The organism is Luteolibacter flavescens, assembly GCF_025950085.1.
In the GTDB taxonomy this organism is placed as follows: domain Bacteria; phylum Verrucomicrobiota; class Verrucomicrobiia; order Verrucomicrobiales; family Akkermansiaceae; genus Haloferula; species Haloferula flavescens.
Map to the genome: position 1 here is coordinate 756,192 of NZ_JAPDDS010000001.1, position 15,384 is coordinate 771,575.

Consider the following 15,384-nt stretch of genomic DNA (forward strand, 5'->3'; position numbering starts at 1 on the left):
AGAAGAGATCAGGCCTTCTTCACGTTCACCCACTGGCCCGTCTTCGCCGACTCGAGGACGGCGTCGCAGACGTACTGGGTGCCGAGCGCGTGGCGGAAGTCGGGGTAGCGCTTTTCCTTCTGCGGGCTGTCGAGGTCCTTGAAGAACTCGGCCAGCTCGTGGGTGAAGGAGTGCTCGTAGCCGAGGCACAGGCCGGGCACCCACCAGTTGCCGGAGTAAGGATGGTCGCCATCGGTCGCGTGGATATTGGTCCAGCCGCGACGGTCACCGGGAACCCCGTGATCGAAGTAGGACAGGTAGTTGAGATCGTGCAGATCCCAAGCCAACGACTTCTTCTCACCGTTGATCTCAAAGGTGTAGAGCGCCTTGTGGCCACGCGCATAGCGGGTGCTTTCAAAGATGGCCAGCGCGCCATTCTCGAAGCGGGCGAGGAAGGCGCAGGCATCGTCGATGGTGACGGGATGCTTCTCGCCGGTGGCGGTATGCACGCGCTCCTTGATGAAGGTCTCCGTCATTGCGCTGACCGACACGATATCGCCGTTGATCCAGCGCGCGGTATCGATGCAGTGCGCCAGCAAGTCACCGGTCACACCGGAACCCGCAGCCGCCGCATCGAGGCGCCAGAGGCCGGCACCACCCTGCGGGAGCTCTTCCGAGATGGTCCAGTCCTGGAGGAAGTTCGCGCGATAGTGGAAGACGCGACCGAGCTCACCGGCATCCACGATGTTCTTCGCCAGCGTGACGGCGGGCAGGAAGCGGTAGTTATACCAGACGAGGTTCGGCAGGCCGGATTCCTCGACGGCTTTGACCATCGCCTCGCCCTGCTCGCCATTCAGCGCGAGCGGCTTCTCGCAGAGGATCATCTTGCCATGCTTGATGCAGGCGAGGGCGATCTCGGCGTGCGAATCGTTCGGCGTGCAGATGTCCACCGCGTCGATGTCGTCGCGCTCGACCAGCTTGCGCCAGTCGGTCTCGTAGGAAGCATAGCCCCACTTCTCTGCGAAGGCCTTCACCTTCTCCTCGTCACGGCCGCAGACGGCCTGACGAACCGGGACGTGCGTGGTGTCGAAGAAGTGGCTGAGCTGCGAGTAGGCATTCGAGTGGGTACGGCCCATGAAGCCGTAGCCGATGAGACCGATGCGGATTTCCTTTTTCATGATGAGGAAGAGGGTTCGTCTTGGGTTGATGTTTGATTCAAAACGGCGTCATGCCGCGCCGGGTGTTTGGGAATGCGCTTGTTGCGGGAAGTCGAAGGTCAGCACGAGTGGTTCATCTCCCGTATTCTCGATTTCCACACCACCGCGATTCAGCGCGGCCTGGGTGATGAATCCGATTTCGGGATAGATTTCGCCGAGCTTCATGTCCTGGTGATAGCGCACTTCGAGTTTTCCGACCCGACCGCGTCCGCCGTTCGTGTGGAACAGCGCGGGGCTTTCCGGGCGGAAATTCGTCCTGGCTCCGGGTGCAAGGATGAGACGGAGAATGGAGCACTTCTGGTCACCGAGGAAATCACCGTAAACAATCCACCGCGCGTCGACTCCATCGCCGGAGAACTCCTTGGCGGTGATGGCCGGACGCGAATTCTTCTGAACGAAGTCGGGATCCTGGTTCGCCTCGAAGTCGAACTTGTCCACCAAGTACTCCCAGTCTTCGTGCCGGTTTTTCGGATAGTCCTCTTCCCGGCAGGCGTAGAACGCATCGGCCGCTCCGATCCTTCCGTCGAGCGTCAGATCCTCGGCCAGGAAATGCTCGTCCATCGTGACGTGAAGCTCGTGCGTGCAAAGGTCCGTCGGCGAGTGCAGCACGCCATTCGGCATCACGAAGCCGTCATCCAGCTTCATCATCGTGTGCGACGACAAATGCCGCACCCCGTTGTATTCGCCCTGACCCCAACGCTGCATGCAGGCAAGGAACTGGTCCTTGGTGACGAACGGATACAGCCCCATGGCCGTGGTGTGGTAGTGCGACGGGCTGACTCCGGGATTGTCGAAGGAATTGATGTCGTAAACCTCCCACTTCGACCAGTGAAGGTGATGGGGAATGGGGTTCAGGTTGTCGAACTTCTTGGACACGATCGGCCAGGTGATCCTGCCGAACAGGGATTGGGAAACCGCCACGATCTTTTCTCCCATGACGGCTTCAGGATTGGTCTCGATCAGATCCTGAAGCGAGATGACTTGCCCGCCAGGAGTGAGCACGTGGGCTTCTCCTTCACGGAACGGCGCCTTTCCCGTGCGGGTATCGATGACGCCGGTCACAATTGGCACGGTGCAGCACATCCAGACCTCATCGAGGCCGGTTCCGCCCATGTAGTCCGGATAGTAGGATTTCTCATCCAGACGAAGACGTTTGCCCGGCGAGCAGAATGTCCGGCCGGCGTAGCGATGCAGAAGCTGCAGCACCCCGTCGTTCTGATTGAGGCAGTCATCGAGAATCGAATCCGATCCTCCGTCGATGACATCGTGATGAGGATACTCGTGCAGTTTCTCCGCAAGAATTGAAGTCTGGGTAGCCATGATAGATGGTTACTGAAGAATGATATATGGAGTGGCCGCCGCTTCAGAGCGCCTCGTCGACTTCGATCATCTTGCCGAGGATGGTCTCCCAGGTGCGGGCGTCCTCGAGGATGTCGTTGGGGAACATGCAACCGTCCCAGCAGATGTGCTTCACGCCGCGATCGGCAGCGCCTTGCAGCCAGAAGGTGGAGCACTTGACGATGTCCAGCTTGCCATTCGGATCATCGGCACGGCAGTGGCGGCCGGTCTTGTCGTGGCTGCCGGTTCCGTGGACCGAGCCATCGTTCTGCGCGACGTGGAAGTCGATGGTCCACGGACGCAGCGCATCGGTCAGCGTCTTGTAGGCAGGCCAGAATTCCTCGTCGGTGTAGCCTTCCTTGAGGAGGGCCGCCTCGGGAGCATTGTAGCCCATGAGGTAGAGGTAGGTGTGGGCGAGGTCGGCTTGGAAGCCAACGGTCTCTGGCATGCCGGTCGCTTCCAGCGTGTCGATCATCGCCTTCCACGAGTGCATGCCGCCCCAGCAGATCTCGCCTTCTGCAGCGAGGCGCTCGCCGTGTTGGGCAGCGACCTTGCCGGCTTCACGCCAGGTCTCGGCGATTTTCTTGGTATTGCCCGCGGGATCCTCTGCCCAATCGTGCACGCCACCGGCGGAGTCGATGCGGATCAGTCCATACTCGCGCACACCATGCGCCTTGAGGATGTCTGCGATGCGGCAGGCCTTCTCGACGGCGAGAACGAAGTTCTTGCGATCATCAGCCGAGCCGAAAGCCGGTCCGCCGACGGTGCCCGGCCAGACCGGGGCCACCAGCGAGCCCACCTTCAAGCCGTGCGCCGCGATCTTGTCGGCCATTGCCTTGATCGCATCGTCGGACGCATCCGGATCAGTGTGCGGGTGGAAGAGGAAGAGATCGACACCGTCATACTTGCGACCACCCACGGATGCAGCGGCAGTCATCTCAAGCATGCGGTCGAGTGCAATCGGCGGATGGTCGGTGCCGGGTTCCTTCCCGACCAAGCCGGGCCACATGGCATTGTGAAGTTTCATGATCTTGGGTTGTAGATGTTGGGTTGTAAGTGACTCGAAGTCCTGTTTGCGGATGCCTTGGTTTGTTAGAGAATGAAATTCCAGTCGATGGGAGCCTCGACGGAGGTGCCGGATTCCCCGGAAATGACGACCTTGCCGGGCCCGGCAGGCGTGATGGAGATGACACGGCCGAACCTCTCCGGCACGGCGGCCACCGCCTGGATGAGACGCAGCGAGACGGTCTCATCCTTCCGGAAAGCCCGCGTCGTGGGGACGCCTTCCGCTGCCAGCGGGTTCGTGCGGGAGACGTCCACGGAATCGGCGAAGTAGGAGCAGACCTCCTCGATGCCCATGCGGCCGAAGTGGCGGCCATTCCACGGAGCACCGTGACGCCCGCCATTCGAGATCCACAGCAGCGTCGAGGGAAAGTCCGCCGGGTTCTTCAGGGAAAACCACACGTAGCCGTCGAAGACCGCGGCAGACCACGCGAAAGGCTGCTCCTCCGTGGCAGGCTCCGCATGCATCATGACCGAGTCGTCGAAGCCTTGGCGCGCCGGGTACTTCGAGACATCGGCAGTGCCGCCGGTTGCAAGCGGTACCTCACGGAGATCCGTGAAGGTCGCGGAGGGCTTCAGCGCTCCGTATTCGCGATTCAGCGGGTTTGAAAATAGCCCCTGATAGACCGATCCCCAACGGAAAGGCGACACGCTGACAAGCCCCTCGCCCTCGGTGAGACGGGAAAAGTCCATCACCGGGTGATTGCCGTAGCTGTAGTCGCCCTCGACCCCGGAAATACGATGTTCGCAGTAGATCGCGGTTTCGCCCTCCCGCAAAATGACAATTTTCTCCAGCCATCCACCACTATCTTGGTCGTCCATGCCAAGGTGGAGGCGATCGTCGCCGCCGGCCACGATCTTCCACTCCGCATTCGCCGCGACGCCGTGGGGAGGCGCACTCTTCTGACCACCAAAGGGAAAGCAGAGGAAGTCCCCGCGCAGGACGGTCAAGAGCGGAGGAAGCGCGGAATCCACCTCATCCGGCGTCCAGGGAGCCAGCGCGTAGGGAGAAACCGTGCGCTCACCGAGCTGGAACTCTACCGGTGCCATGTGCCCGGCACGGCAGGAAATCCACAATGAAACCCCGCCTAGGGAGAGCTTCCAGCTTGGTTCGCCATGGACAAGATCGTTCATTGATGAGCGCGATTCAGAAAAAACCTCACAAAAACGGAAGCAAAATCACATGACCTATAAAAATGAGTAGCCGCCCGGCACTCGGAAAACTAGTCACTGACCTACCATGAACATCGGCTTCAATCTGCTCCTCTGGACCCCGGCCCTTCAGGAAGACCAGTTCCATCTCCTCTCCTCCCTCAAGGGAGCCGGCTACGATGGCGTGGAGCTGCCGATCTTTTCCGCGGACACGGAGCACTACAAGGTGGTGGGCAAGGCACTGGCCGACCAAGGCCTGCGCTCGACTGCCGTGACGGTCATTCCGGATGAAGCCCACAACCCGAGCAGCGCCGAGGCCGCCCACCGCGCCGGGGCCGTGGACTACCTTAAAAGCATCGTGGACTCCTGCCATGCCGCCGGCACGGAGATCCTCATGGGCCCCTACCACCAGCCGCTGGGCGTCTTCACCGGCAATGGGCCGACCCCCGACGAGTGGAGCCGCGCCGCCGAGGTGCACCGCGAGGTGGCAGAGTATGCCCAGCAGGCCGGCGTGAAGCTGGTCATCGAGTGGCTGAACCGCTTCGAGTGCTACTTCATCACCACCATGGCCCAGGGTGCCGAATACTCCGCACTGGTGAACCATCCGAATTTCACGACGATGTTCGACACCTTCCATGCGAACATCGAGGAGAAGGACCCTGCGGCATCGCTGCGGAAGCACATCGGCAGCGTGGGCCACGTCCATATCTCCGAGAACGACCGCGGCACCCCCGGCACGGGCAATGCCGCCATTCGCGAGAGCATCCAGGTACTCAAGGAAGTGGGCTACGACGGTTGGCTGACCATCGAGGCCTTCGGCCGCTCCCTGCCGGAACTCGCCGCCGCCACCCGCGTCTGGCGCGATCTCTTCCCCGAGCCCGAGGAAGTTTACACAAAGGGCATCGCGTATATCCGCGAGTGCTTGAAGTGAGGCTCTTCGATCTCCCGGCCCAAGAGAATTGCTAGAGGACGCGTGGCATTCACACGGACGCGGTAATGTCACATTCATCAAAGCTGATCTTTTTGGAGGGCCCGTCCGGCTCCGGAAAATCCTCCCTCGCCAACGCGTTGCAGGAGTTACTGCTTCCCACGATGTGGCTCAGCTTCTCGATGGACACGCTCATCTACACCCTCCCGCCAAGCGTCCTTCACCGATGCAATTCGGCCAACGATTGGTCGGGAGTGGACGGCAGGGCGATTGGGGCGGCAGCCCTGCGTTGCCTGAGGGCCTTGGTCGAGTGCGGGAACAACGTCATTTTCGATCTCTGCATCCCGAGCCGCAAATTTGCCGATACGCTTCAGACGGATCTCCGGGACCTTTTCCCGATCACGGTTGGGGTGCGTTGCGAGTGGAGTGAGATCAAGCGCCGCACGCTCCAGCGTGGGGATCGCAGCTTGGAAGAGGCTGAACGCTCCTTCAGGAATCAGCACCAGCTAGAGAGCTATGATCTTGTCATCGATACGACAGCGATCAGCCCTCAAGATGCCGCCGAAAAATACCTCACTTCCCGATACAAAACTGGCTGAAGATCGCGCCAAGAATGTCCTCGGTGTCTACCTTGCCGACGATTTCGCCCAGTGCGTCCAGTGCTCCGCGAAGCTCAAGGGCCGCGAGCTCTGGGGCGGCGGCGCTTTCTAACAGGACCTCTGCCGTCTCCAGCGATTCGTCGGCCCGTCGAAGGCAGTCCCGGTGACGCGTATTGATCGCCACCGAGTGTTCGCCCCAATCCGCCTCACCGAGATCCAGCGCTTCACGGATGGCCCGGCGGAGATCATCGAGACCAGCCCCGGTGCTGCACGACAGCCGGATGCCAGCATGCTCCGCCCACTCGGCATGCTCGCCCAGGTCGGCCTTGTTCAGCACGGTTACGGCGCGGTTGCTCTCCGGTAGCTCGACCGAACTATCTGCGGCAGGCAGCGACGCATCGCGGACGACCAGCAGGAGATCGGCGCGGCCGGCCTCATGAAGCGTGCGGCGAATGCCCTCCCGCTCGATGCCGCCCGCCTCATCCCGCAGGCCGGCGGTATCGACGAGCCGGAGCGGGACGCCATCGAGGATGATCGTCTCCTCGATCGTGTCGCGGGTGGTCCCCGCCTCATCGCTCACGATCGCGCGTTCGCTGCCGAGCAGGAGATTGAGCAGGCTGGATTTCCCGGCATTCGGACGACCGCAGATCACGGTGCGGACGCCTTCGCGGAGGATCCTCCCCTGCTCCGCCGTCGCGAGGAGCTTCGCGATGCCCTCGCGGACAGATGCAACCCGCGCGAGGAAAAGGTCGCCGGTATCCGGGTCGATGTCCTCCTCCGGGAAATCGATCCACGCCTCAAGGTGGGCGACCACGCCGATGAGATCCTCGCCGAGACGCACGGCCTCGCGCCCGATTCCCCCCTCAAGCTGCTCGTGAGCGGCCCGCAACGCCAGATCGCTCTGGGCGGAGATCAGGTCCATGATTGCCTCGGCCTGCGTCAGGTCCAGCTTGCCATGGAAGAATGCGCGCTCGGTGAATTCACCAGGACCCGCGGATCGGGCACCACACTCCAGCAAACGCTCCAGCACCCGGCGCGTCACGAGACGCCCACCGTGGCAGGCGATCTCCACCACCGGCTCGCCCGTGAAGCTGCGGGTGCCGCGGAAGACGGTGATCAGCACGTCATCCAGCACGCGCCCCTCGGCATCGCGAACCTTCGCACGGGTCGCCCGGCGTTCCCCGGCCCGGCTCGCCGCTCCAGCACAGGCACGATCCGCCACCTCCTCGGCTTGTGGCCCGGAAATGCGGATCAGCGCAACTGCCGCGGTGCCTCCACCGCTGGCGAGCGCCGCGATGGTATCGGTGGACTCGGTCATCTGCGAGTGGTGTCCACCGCTTGACCGCCGATGCCAAGGAATTCCCAGCAAATGAAGCGCTTCACCGCCAATTCGGGCACGGGATCCTTCGTCCACTCCAGCTCGATCGTCGCCGTGCGGGTCTTCGGTCTGGCGTCCTTCACGCCGCGCCAGTTCAGGATGGAAAGCGCGCGCCCGGCCTCGGAATCGACCGGTGCATCCACGCGCGCCGAGTCCGTCTTGTGCGCGGGATCGACCATGCGGTAGGTCTTCATGCCGGTGCGGTCCTTGCCCTTCTCCGGCACGTCCTCCACCACGAAGAGCCGGAAGATGCCGCTGGCACCGGGATTCGGCAGTTCGGTGAAGTCACGGAAGGTGCGGTGCTTCGTCTGGACAAATGTTTCCCAATCCAAGCGAAGGCCATCCGGCGTGCGCTTGAAGAAGACGTGGGCCTTGACGGGCTCCGAGGTGAAATTATCCGCACGGGCGAGTGCCGAGAAGAGCAGGTCGGGCGGCTGCAATCCGAGCTGCACCTCGATCGGCGCGAGGGGCGTGAAGAAGTCGCGCATCTCGAACTGCGGAGGCTGATCGTAGCGCATCATGAAGATGCCGCGCTTCCGGTCATCAATCGGGAGTTGCTCGACGGAAAACCCAGTCAAAGGGGTGTCCGAGTCATCAATGCGACCCGGCCCGTAGAATTGCTCCATGGTCTGCAGGAGGTCGCTGCCGTTGATGGAAAAGGCGGCCTTCCCGGAAGCCGAGTCGGCGACCAGGAATTCGGAAAGGATCTGGCGGGCCTCGGTTTGCCAGCCGGTTTCCAGATACTCCTTCTCCCGCACCTGAGCCTGCGCGCTGGTGTTCAGCCTTGGATTCCCGGCTGTGCGCTGGGGATTCAGCCACTTCGGCAGGATGATCCAGACGGCAACTCCGGTGGCCATCAGCATCATGGCCACGAGGCACGGGACGAGGACGCTCCGCCGTGAAGCGGGCTTCGCGGCTGCTTTACGTTTCTTCTTCTCCGCAGGAGCCTCCGTAGCCGGGGCTACGGCAGCCTGCGCCGGTGCAGCAGAGGCCGCACCCTGCCCCACGGGCTGTGAAGCACCAGATGTAGCCACAGGAACCTGCTGGCCATGGAGCGCCTGCTCCTGGGCCATCGCCTTCTGGACTTCCAGAGTCTGCTTCGCGGCGAACATCCGTTCCACCGCCATTGCCTTTTCCGATTGGAGGGCCTGCTCGGCGAGCCGCGCCTTCCGGGCGGCCTCGGCCTGCTCGCGCTCCGCCGTGCGGACTCGCTCTTCGGCAGCGGCTTTTTCGGAAGCACGGGCCTTCTCCATCGCCTGGGTCATCGCTTTCTCCTCGGCGAGGGCCTGCGCGGCGGCACGGGCGCGATCCGCAGCCATCACCCGCTCGGCGGCGAGGGCGCGCTCAGCCGCGGCGGCCTTTTGCTCGGCAGCAGCCTTCTCCTCCGCGAGGGCCTTCTCCGTAGCCAATGCCCGTTCTGCGGCGGCCAGCTTCTCTTGATCCTTTGCGCGCTGCTCGGCGATCTCCCGCCCTGCGGCTGCTTGTGCCTCAGCGCGGGCTTTTTCCTCGGCGACCAGCCTCTCCGCTTCCGCCTTCGCGCGCTCGGCAGCCACGGCTTTATCCGCGGCCAGCTTGGCATCGGCGCGTGCCTTCGCTTCGGCGAGTCGGCGCTCTTCCTCGGCCTTGGCCCGCTCGGCAGCCAGTGCCGCCTCGGCGGCGGCCTTGGCTTCGGCGCGCGCCTTTTCCTCGGCCAGGCGTCGATCCTCCTCCGCCTTTGCACGCTCGGCGGCGAATGCCTTCTCAGCGGCAGCCCGAGCCTCGGCACGCGCCCGCTCCTCAGCCTTCGCGCGTTCCTCTTCCAGAGCTTTTTTCGCTGCGACCGCTTGGGCCTGGGCCCGGGCCTTTTCTTCTGCCAAGGCTTGGGTGATCTCTGCCATGCGCGCCTCGGCGCGGGCTTTCTCGGCGGCCAGCGCTTGTTCCGCAGCCTTGGCGCGCTCGGCAGCGGCGGCCTTTTCCTCCGCCATGGCACGCTCCGCAATCAGCGCCCGTTCGGCCGCGGCGGCGCGCTCGGCAATGAGCGCCCGCTCGGCGGCCAGCGCTTGCTCGGCGAGGCGGGCTTCTTCGGCAGCCTTTGCCTTGCTGGCGGCTTCCGCCTTCTCTCGCGCGAGGATAGCCTCCATCTCGCGCGCCCGTTCCTCGGCCCGGGATTTCTCCTCGGCCAAAACCCGCTCGGAAGCCATGGCTCGCTCGGCCTCCTTCGCCCGTTCCTCGGCACGGGCTTTCTCCTCGGCCAAGGCTCGCTCCGCAGCGAAGGCCCGCTCCATCGCAGCCGTCTTCGCCTCGGCCTCGGCCAATTGCCGAGCGTGGACCTTTTCCACCTCGGCGGCGATCTCCGCGGCACGTGCCTTCTCGGCAGCCAGCGCGGATTCGGCGGCATGAGCACGCTGGGCGGCGACCGCCTTTTCATCGGCGATTGCCTGCTGGTTCGCCTTCGCTCTCTCGGCCTCCGCGGCGATCTCCGCGACGCGGGCTCTTTCCGCAGCGATGGCCCGCTCGGCTTCCGCAAATTTCTCGTCGGTAACCGCCCGCTGTTGGGCGCGGCCCGCTTCGGCCTCGAGTTCGGCCGCCCTCGCTCTTTCCGCAGAAAGCGCACGCTCCGCCGCGAGTGCCCGCTCGGCAGCAGCCGCGCGCTCCTCGGCCTGCGCCTTCTCGCGAACATGGGCCTTCGCCAATTCCTCAGCCCGCGACCACGCGTCATTCCGCGGCTCCTCGACCGGCGCAGGTGGCGTATCGCTAAAGGGCGAGCGAACCTGGTGCGATGGCGGCAGAGGCGGAGGAAGCACCGGCTTCTTCACCTCTGTCGCGGGTGCAGGCACGGGCACCTGCTTTTCCGTCACTGCGACGGCCGGCACCTGGATCTTTGCCTCCAGACGCTGCGGGCCAGAAGGCAGATCGTCGGTCGGGTCGGGCGACGTGATCGTCCCTCCGCAATGGGGGCACGGGCCGGTCATCGGCGGCATGTCCCGGGGCACGAGAATCCGTCCGCTGCAGTGATTGCAGCGGAATTCCCGCTGGTCCTGGAAGGCGACGGAACCCGGCATCGAATCGTAAAACCGTTAGACATAGGCCCCGCCGACCCGGCTGTCAAACCGACCGGGCTGCGGGACCATGGCTTATCACACCGCCGCTGTAGCCAGGACGGTATCGAGAACTTCGAGGCAGCGGCGATTCTGCGCGGGAGTGCCGATGGAGATGCGCAGCCAGTCGGGCAGCTTGTAGCCACTCATGGCGCGGACGATCACGCCGTGCTTCAGCATTTCGCGGAAGACGCGGTCGCCCTCGCCCACCTTAACGAGGATGAAGTTCGCCACGCTGGGGACAAACTCCAAGCCACGCTCGCGGAAGGCGGCCTCATAGAAGGCGAGGCCTTCCTTGTTGATCGCCTTGGTCTTCTCGACGTGATCGGCGTCCTCAAGCGCGGCGAGTGCGCCGGCCTGGGCGATGGCGTTCGTGTTGAAAGGCTGGCGGGCTTTTTGGAGGACCTCGGCGAGATTCTTCGGTGCAAGGCCGTAGCCGATTCGCAATGCGGCGAGGCCGTGGATCTTCGAGCAGGTTCGCAGCACGCAGACATTCCGACCCTCGCGGATGTATTTGATCACGTCCGGAGCATCATCGAGGAACTCGTGGTAGGCCTCGTCAAAGACCACCACCACATGCTCCGGCACGCGGTCCATGAAGCGGTCGAGCGCCTCCTGGCCCACCATCGTGCCTGTCGGGTTGTTCGGATTCGCGATGAAGAGCAGGCGCGTCTCCGGGGTGATCGCGTCCGCCATGCCGTCAAGGTCGTGGATGAATTCCGGATCAAGGACTTCCACGTATTTCGCGCCGAAAAGCGTGGCCATCAGCTTGTAAACCACGAAGGCGTGCTTCGCGGCGATCAGCTCGGCCTTCGGATTCAGAAAGCTGTGGCAAAGGAGCTCGATGATTTCATTCGAGCCGTTGCCGAGCACGACATTCGAGATATCGAGATCGAACTTCGTCGCGATCGCGCTACGGAGCTTCCAGCCGCCGCCGTCCGGATAGATATGCGATTCCTCGAGCGCCTGGCGCATCGCCTCCTTCGCCAGGGGCGAAGGACCCAGCGGGTTCTCGTTGGAGGCGACCTTCACGATATCGGCGGGATCCAGTCCCAGCTCGCGTGCGGTTTCCTCGATCGGTTTTCCGGGCTCGTAGGCGATCAGGTCGCAGACGAAACGGTTGGCGAATTGCTCGATGGCCATGCGCGGACGCTAGGCGGCTGATTTCACGCCCGCAACCCGCAAGATGAGTCGCGCCACTGTCAGTGCGGGGCAAGCAGCGTGAACGGCCACCACGGGAGATTCCGCACGAGGGAAAAGAACAGGACGAAGATCGCCACGGTCCACAGCAGCCATGGCGGCACGCCTGTGGCAGCTCGCCCTCGGGACTCCTGCCAAACCGATGTGGCCACTATTCCCAGGGCTGACGCCGCGATCAGGACCACGGCGGGATTCATGGAAAGGGCACCGGCCAGATCCCCCTCCAGCAGGCGCGTGGCACAGCGTGTGCCACCGCACCCGGGGCAGTGCAGGCCGGTCAGATCCCGGACCATGCAGGACGGCATGGCGGCAGACCACCATGATGCCGTTCCGCGGAGCAACAGCGCACCGGGCAGGCAGACGATCGCCAGCCACGTCCAAGGGCGCTGCACTCCGCGCATGACTCAGGGAGCTTCCCGCTTCGCCCGCTCCGCATCCATCTGGTCGCGGATCTGCTGGCGCATCTCTTGTGGGAAGAGATTGATGAAGTTGTCCTCGACCTCCTGGGGCGACATCGTGGCGACCCAGAGATTCAGGGCGACGATGATGATCGAGAGCACCAGACCGAGATAGCCAAGCACCAAGCCGGTGCGAGCCATCCCCTTTCCGCCGTTCACCGCAGGATTCTGCTTCACCTTCGAAATCGCGATGTGGCCCATCACCACCGCGCCGATGGCAAGGATCGCGGCCAGCACACCGGTGCAGCAGAAGATGAAGGCGATGATACCGCAGACCATCGAGGCGATTGCCAATCCTTGGGCTGGCTTCTGTCCCGGGATCATCTGGGCGGGATACGGGGACGCCGCGGGAGCTGCCGGAGCCTGGTATGGCGACGGAGCCGCTGCCGACACGGGCGGCGGGACATCCTCTCTCACCGGGGCCTCGATCTTGAGCTGGGGAATCTGCGCGACCGGCAGCCAGTCGGACATGCCTTCGCACCAGGCCAGGTCGTCTGGCCCGATTTCTCCCATGGAGATGCGGCTCTTGATCTCGTCCGTGGACAGCGGCCCCTGCTGGGAGCCGTTCTTTGCGTAAAACCAGTTCATGATGATGTCTTGGAAAGGGAATTAGGGATGCGCGGACGAAATGGCGAATACGAAAAACGAGATGAATCCCACACTCATGACGATTCCCAGATAACCCAGCACCAGTCCGGCGATGGCCATACCGCGGCCACCCATGGGCACCGAGCTGTTATTGATCTGGGAAATGGCCATGTGCCCGCAGATCACGGCAGGCAGGCCGAGCAGCCCCGCGAAATAGCAGGTGATGATGCCGACGATCCCGCAGACCATGCTGGCGATCGCCAATCCATTGCTGGGTGCGACCGGAGGATAATAGCCGGGAACGTAGGCACCCGGAGGTGGCTGGGTAATGTAGGGGGTGGGCAGCACCGTGCTCCCCGACAGCTCCGGGACTGAATGCAGGGGCAGCCAGTCCTTCATCCCATCCCGCCACACCAGGGTCTCCGGACCCACGCCGCCGGAGGCGATCATGGCGCGAAGTTCTTGCTCTTCAACGGGACCGGACTGGCCGGCGGAGGATCCGTAGTACCACTGGGACATGGCGATGGTATGTAAATCAGGAAGCGCTCGGCAGCTTGCGCTGGGGGTCGGTTTCGGCGGAATAGTCCACGCCGCTCAGGCCGAAGCCGAAGAGGCGATAGAACTCCTTCTGATAGCCTTCGAAATCAGCCACGTCGTCAAGCGTCTCCGTCGTGACGGTGTGCCAGATCTTTTCGACCTCCGCCTGCACCTCGGGGCGCATTTCCCAGTCGTCGATGCGGATGCGGCCCTTTTCATCGAGCTGCGGGCCGCCATCCGCGCCGTAGTGATCGGCAAAGAGGCGATGGATCTGCTCGATGCACCCCTCATGCAGACCCTTGGCCTTCATGATCTTGTAGAGAATCGAGATGTAGAGGGGCACCACGGGAATCGCGGAGCTTGCCTGGGTCACGAGCGCCTTGTTCACGGAGACCACGGCCGTGCCTTCGCCGAATTCCGTGTTCAGGCCCTTGGCCGTGTCTTCCAGGTTCAGCTTGGCGCGACCGATCGTGCCGTCAGTGTAGATCGCCCAGGTGAGTTCCGGCCCGATGTAGGAATAGGCCACGGTCTTGAAGCCATCCGCCAGCACGCCGGCAGCCTTCAGCGCGTCGATCCAGAGTTTCCAGTCCTCGCCGCCCATCACCTTCACGGTTTGCGCGATCTCGTCCTCGTTCGCGGGCTCGATGGTGACGCTATCGACCTGCTTCTTGTCGGTGTTGAGATTCTTGTTCGTGTAGATCTCGCCGGTCGGCTTGAGCACCGACTTGTAAACCTCGCCCGTTTCCGGGTCGGTGCGGCGCGGCGAAGCGAGGCTGTAGACGACCATGTCCACCTGGCCGAGGTCAGCCTTGATGGCCTCGATCACCTGCTGCTTCATCTCATTGGAGAAGGCGTCGCCATTAAAGCTCCGCGCATACAGGCCTTCCTTCGCCGCTGCTTCTTCGAAGGCCACCGAATTGTACCATCCAGCCGTGCCGCACTTGCCCTCGCTGCTCTCCTTTTCGAAGAAAACGCCGATGGTCGAGGCACCGCCGCCGAAGGCAGGCACGATCCGCGAGGAAAGGCCGTAGCCGGTCGAGGAACCGACCACCAGCACGCGCTTCGGGGCGTTCTTCAGCGCTGGCTTCGACTTCACGTAGTCGATCTGCTCCTGGACATGGGCGGCGCAGCCGTCGGGATGAGCGGTCGTGCAGATGAATCCGCGGATTTTCGGGGAAATGATCATATCGGCCCGGGACTTCTACGCCTTTCCCGGCAGAGGGCAAGCAACGAGCATGCTACCAAAGGAGAGGTATCCCGTAGGCCGGAAACCCTGCATCGCACGTCACCACGGTGAGCCCCTCCACCTTAGCTTGGGAGATGATCAGCCGATCAAACGGATCTCCGTGAAATCGTGGAAGCGACAGCAGTTCCTGATAATGCGACAAGCTGGGCGGAAGAAGCATGAACCCGTTTGCCTCCAAGACTCCCGGAAAAATGGATTCATAGCCCCCGGTCAGACGGAGCTTTCCCAGTCCGAGCTTGATCGCGATCTCCCAGGCAGTGGCGTGACTCACGTAACACTCATTGGCAGGATCCTCCATCGCCTTGCGCGCTTCGAAGCCGAGGGCATCATTGCCTTCGCAGAACCAGAGCAATGCATGGGTATCGAGGAGCAGCCTCACGCGGTGTAATCCCGGAAATCTTCCAAAGGCTCATCGAAATCCAGAGCCATCACCATCTGCCCCTTCAGACACCCAAATCCCCGGAGCGCTGCCGCAGGCTTGTCATCGCCCCCGACCGGAACCAATTCCGCGTTTACCCGGATCGGACGGCCCTGCCATTCCACAGGCAATGGCAGATGGAGCGTTCCATCGGGATCGGGATTGAGAACCGCGGTGATCTGTTTCACGACAGCAAAGATGCCCGTT

15 protein-coding genes are annotated in these 15,384 nt (G+C 63.1%); 2 read left to right on the top strand and 13 right to left on the bottom strand.

Annotation, left to right across the window (positions count from 1 at the left end; all coding sequences use genetic code 11):
* Positions 1-8 precede the first annotated feature (8 nt).
* From OKA04_RS03155 to OKA04_RS03170, 4 genes are all read right to left on the bottom strand, one after another.
* Complete coding sequence (locus OKA04_RS03155; protein WP_264499669.1) at positions 9-1,157, bottom strand: Gfo/Idh/MocA family protein; 1,149 nt, start codon at positions 1,155-1,157, stop codon at positions 9-11.
* A gap of 48 nt (positions 1,158-1,205) precedes the next feature.
* Positions 1,206-2,516: a hypothetical protein gene (locus OKA04_RS03160; protein ID WP_264499670.1), complete on the bottom strand. Its 1,311-nt coding sequence runs from the start codon at positions 2,514-2,516 to the stop codon at positions 1,206-1,208.
* A 43-nt stretch (positions 2,517-2,559) separates the two neighbouring features.
* Entirely contained in the window at positions 2,560-3,561 is a 1,002-nt protein-coding gene (locus OKA04_RS03165; RefSeq protein WP_264499671.1) for a sugar phosphate isomerase/epimerase family protein, read from the bottom strand.
* A 65-nt stretch (positions 3,562-3,626) separates the two neighbouring features.
* Positions 3,627-4,730 carry a hypothetical protein gene (locus OKA04_RS03170; RefSeq protein ID WP_264499672.1) on the bottom strand — a complete coding sequence of 368 codons (1,104 nt, stop codon included), beginning with the start codon at positions 4,728-4,730 and terminating at the stop codon, positions 3,627-3,629.
* Between the two features lie 106 nt (positions 4,731-4,836).
* Here OKA04_RS03170 and OKA04_RS03175 point away from each other — a divergent pair, with 106 nt between their 5' ends.
* Both OKA04_RS03175 and OKA04_RS03180 read left to right on the top strand, forming a co-directional pair.
* On the top strand, positions 4,837-5,679 hold the full coding sequence (locus tag OKA04_RS03175; RefSeq protein WP_264499673.1) for a sugar phosphate isomerase/epimerase family protein: 843 nt from the start codon (positions 4,837-4,839) through the stop codon (positions 5,677-5,679).
* Between the two features lie 65 nt (positions 5,680-5,744).
* Positions 5,745-6,275 (top strand): phosphotransferase-like protein, encoded by a 531-nt coding sequence (locus OKA04_RS03180; RefSeq protein ID WP_264499674.1) that lies wholly within the window; start codon positions 5,745-5,747, stop codon positions 6,273-6,275.
* Here OKA04_RS03180 and mnmE read toward each other — a convergent pair.
* From mnmE to OKA04_RS03225, 9 genes are all read right to left on the bottom strand, one after another.
* Positions 6,250-7,593, bottom strand: coding sequence for a tRNA uridine-5-carboxymethylaminomethyl(34) synthesis GTPase MnmE (gene mnmE / locus OKA04_RS03185; RefSeq protein ID WP_264499675.1), 1,344 nt, complete (start codon positions 7,591-7,593; stop codon positions 6,250-6,252). The two genes, OKA04_RS03180 and mnmE, sit on opposite strands and share 26 nt — an antisense overlap.
* Positions 7,590-10,694 carry a hypothetical protein gene (locus OKA04_RS03190; protein ID WP_264499676.1) on the bottom strand — a complete coding sequence of 1,035 codons (3,105 nt, stop codon included), beginning with the start codon at positions 10,692-10,694 and terminating at the stop codon, positions 7,590-7,592. Before OKA04_RS03190 ends, mnmE begins: the two co-directional genes overlap by 4 nt.
* A gap of 75 nt (positions 10,695-10,769) precedes the next feature.
* Positions 10,770-11,873 carry a histidinol-phosphate transaminase gene (gene hisC, locus OKA04_RS03195; protein ID WP_264499677.1) on the bottom strand — a complete coding sequence of 368 codons (1,104 nt, stop codon included), beginning with the start codon at positions 11,871-11,873 and terminating at the stop codon, positions 10,770-10,772.
* 59 nt (positions 11,874-11,932) lie between these two features.
* On the bottom strand, positions 11,933-12,331 hold the full coding sequence (locus OKA04_RS03200) for a DUF2752 domain-containing protein (protein WP_264499678.1): 399 nt from the start codon (positions 12,329-12,331) through the stop codon (positions 11,933-11,935).
* 3 nt (positions 12,332-12,334) lie between these two features.
* On the bottom strand, positions 12,335-12,976 hold the full coding sequence (locus OKA04_RS03205) for a GYF domain-containing protein (RefSeq protein WP_264499679.1): 642 nt from the start codon (positions 12,974-12,976) through the stop codon (positions 12,335-12,337).
* Positions 12,977-12,997: 21 nt separating this feature from the next.
* Positions 12,998-13,495: a GYF domain-containing protein gene (locus OKA04_RS03210; RefSeq protein ID WP_264499680.1), complete on the bottom strand. Its 498-nt coding sequence runs from the start codon at positions 13,493-13,495 to the stop codon at positions 12,998-13,000.
* A 16-nt stretch (positions 13,496-13,511) separates the two neighbouring features.
* Positions 13,512-14,699, bottom strand: a complete 1,188-nt coding sequence (gene fabV, locus OKA04_RS03215) for an enoyl-ACP reductase FabV (RefSeq protein ID WP_264499681.1) — start codon at positions 14,697-14,699, stop codon at positions 13,512-13,514.
* Between the two features lie 52 nt (positions 14,700-14,751).
* A complete protein-coding gene (locus tag OKA04_RS03220; RefSeq protein ID WP_264499682.1) occupies positions 14,752-15,138 on the bottom strand; it encodes a type II toxin-antitoxin system VapC family toxin in 387 nt (128 codons plus the stop codon).
* A complete protein-coding gene (locus OKA04_RS03225; protein WP_264499683.1) occupies positions 15,135-15,365 on the bottom strand; it encodes a DUF2281 domain-containing protein in 231 nt (76 codons plus the stop codon). The genes OKA04_RS03220 and OKA04_RS03225 overlap by 4 nt, the downstream gene beginning before the upstream one ends.
* Positions 15,366-15,384 lie beyond the last annotated feature (19 nt).

Coding starts and splice junctions, on each gene's coding strand:
- OKA04_RS03155 (WP_264499669.1), bottom strand. CDS start 1,157: ATGAAAAAGGAAATCCGCATCGGTCTCATCGGCTACGGCTTCATGGGC.
- OKA04_RS03160 (WP_264499670.1), bottom strand. CDS start 2,516: ATGGCTACCCAGACTTCAATTCTTGCGGAGAAACTGCACGAGTATCCT.
- OKA04_RS03165 (WP_264499671.1), bottom strand. CDS start 3,561: ATGAAACTTCACAATGCCATGTGGCCCGGCTTGGTCGGGAAGGAACCC.
- OKA04_RS03170 (WP_264499672.1), bottom strand. CDS start 4,730: ATGAACGATCTTGTCCATGGCGAACCAAGCTGGAAGCTCTCCCTAGGC.
- OKA04_RS03175 (WP_264499673.1), top strand. CDS start 4,837: ATGAACATCGGCTTCAATCTGCTCCTCTGGACCCCGGCCCTTCAGGAA.
- OKA04_RS03180 (WP_264499674.1), top strand. CDS start 5,745: ATGTCACATTCATCAAAGCTGATCTTTTTGGAGGGCCCGTCCGGCTCC.
- mnmE (WP_264499675.1), bottom strand. CDS start 7,593: ATGACCGAGTCCACCGATACCATCGCGGCGCTCGCCAGCGGTGGAGGC.
- OKA04_RS03190 (WP_264499676.1), bottom strand. CDS start 10,694: ATGCCGGGTTCCGTCGCCTTCCAGGACCAGCGGGAATTCCGCTGCAAT.
- hisC (WP_264499677.1), bottom strand. CDS start 11,873: ATGGCCATCGAGCAATTCGCCAACCGTTTCGTCTGCGACCTGATCGCC.
- OKA04_RS03200 (WP_264499678.1), bottom strand. CDS start 12,331: ATGCGCGGAGTGCAGCGCCCTTGGACGTGGCTGGCGATCGTCTGCCTG.
- OKA04_RS03205 (WP_264499679.1), bottom strand. CDS start 12,976: ATGAACTGGTTTTACGCAAAGAACGGCTCCCAGCAGGGGCCGCTGTCC.
- OKA04_RS03210 (WP_264499680.1), bottom strand. CDS start 13,495: ATGTCCCAGTGGTACTACGGATCCTCCGCCGGCCAGTCCGGTCCCGTT.
- fabV (WP_264499681.1), bottom strand. CDS start 14,699: ATGATCATTTCCCCGAAAATCCGCGGATTCATCTGCACGACCGCTCAT.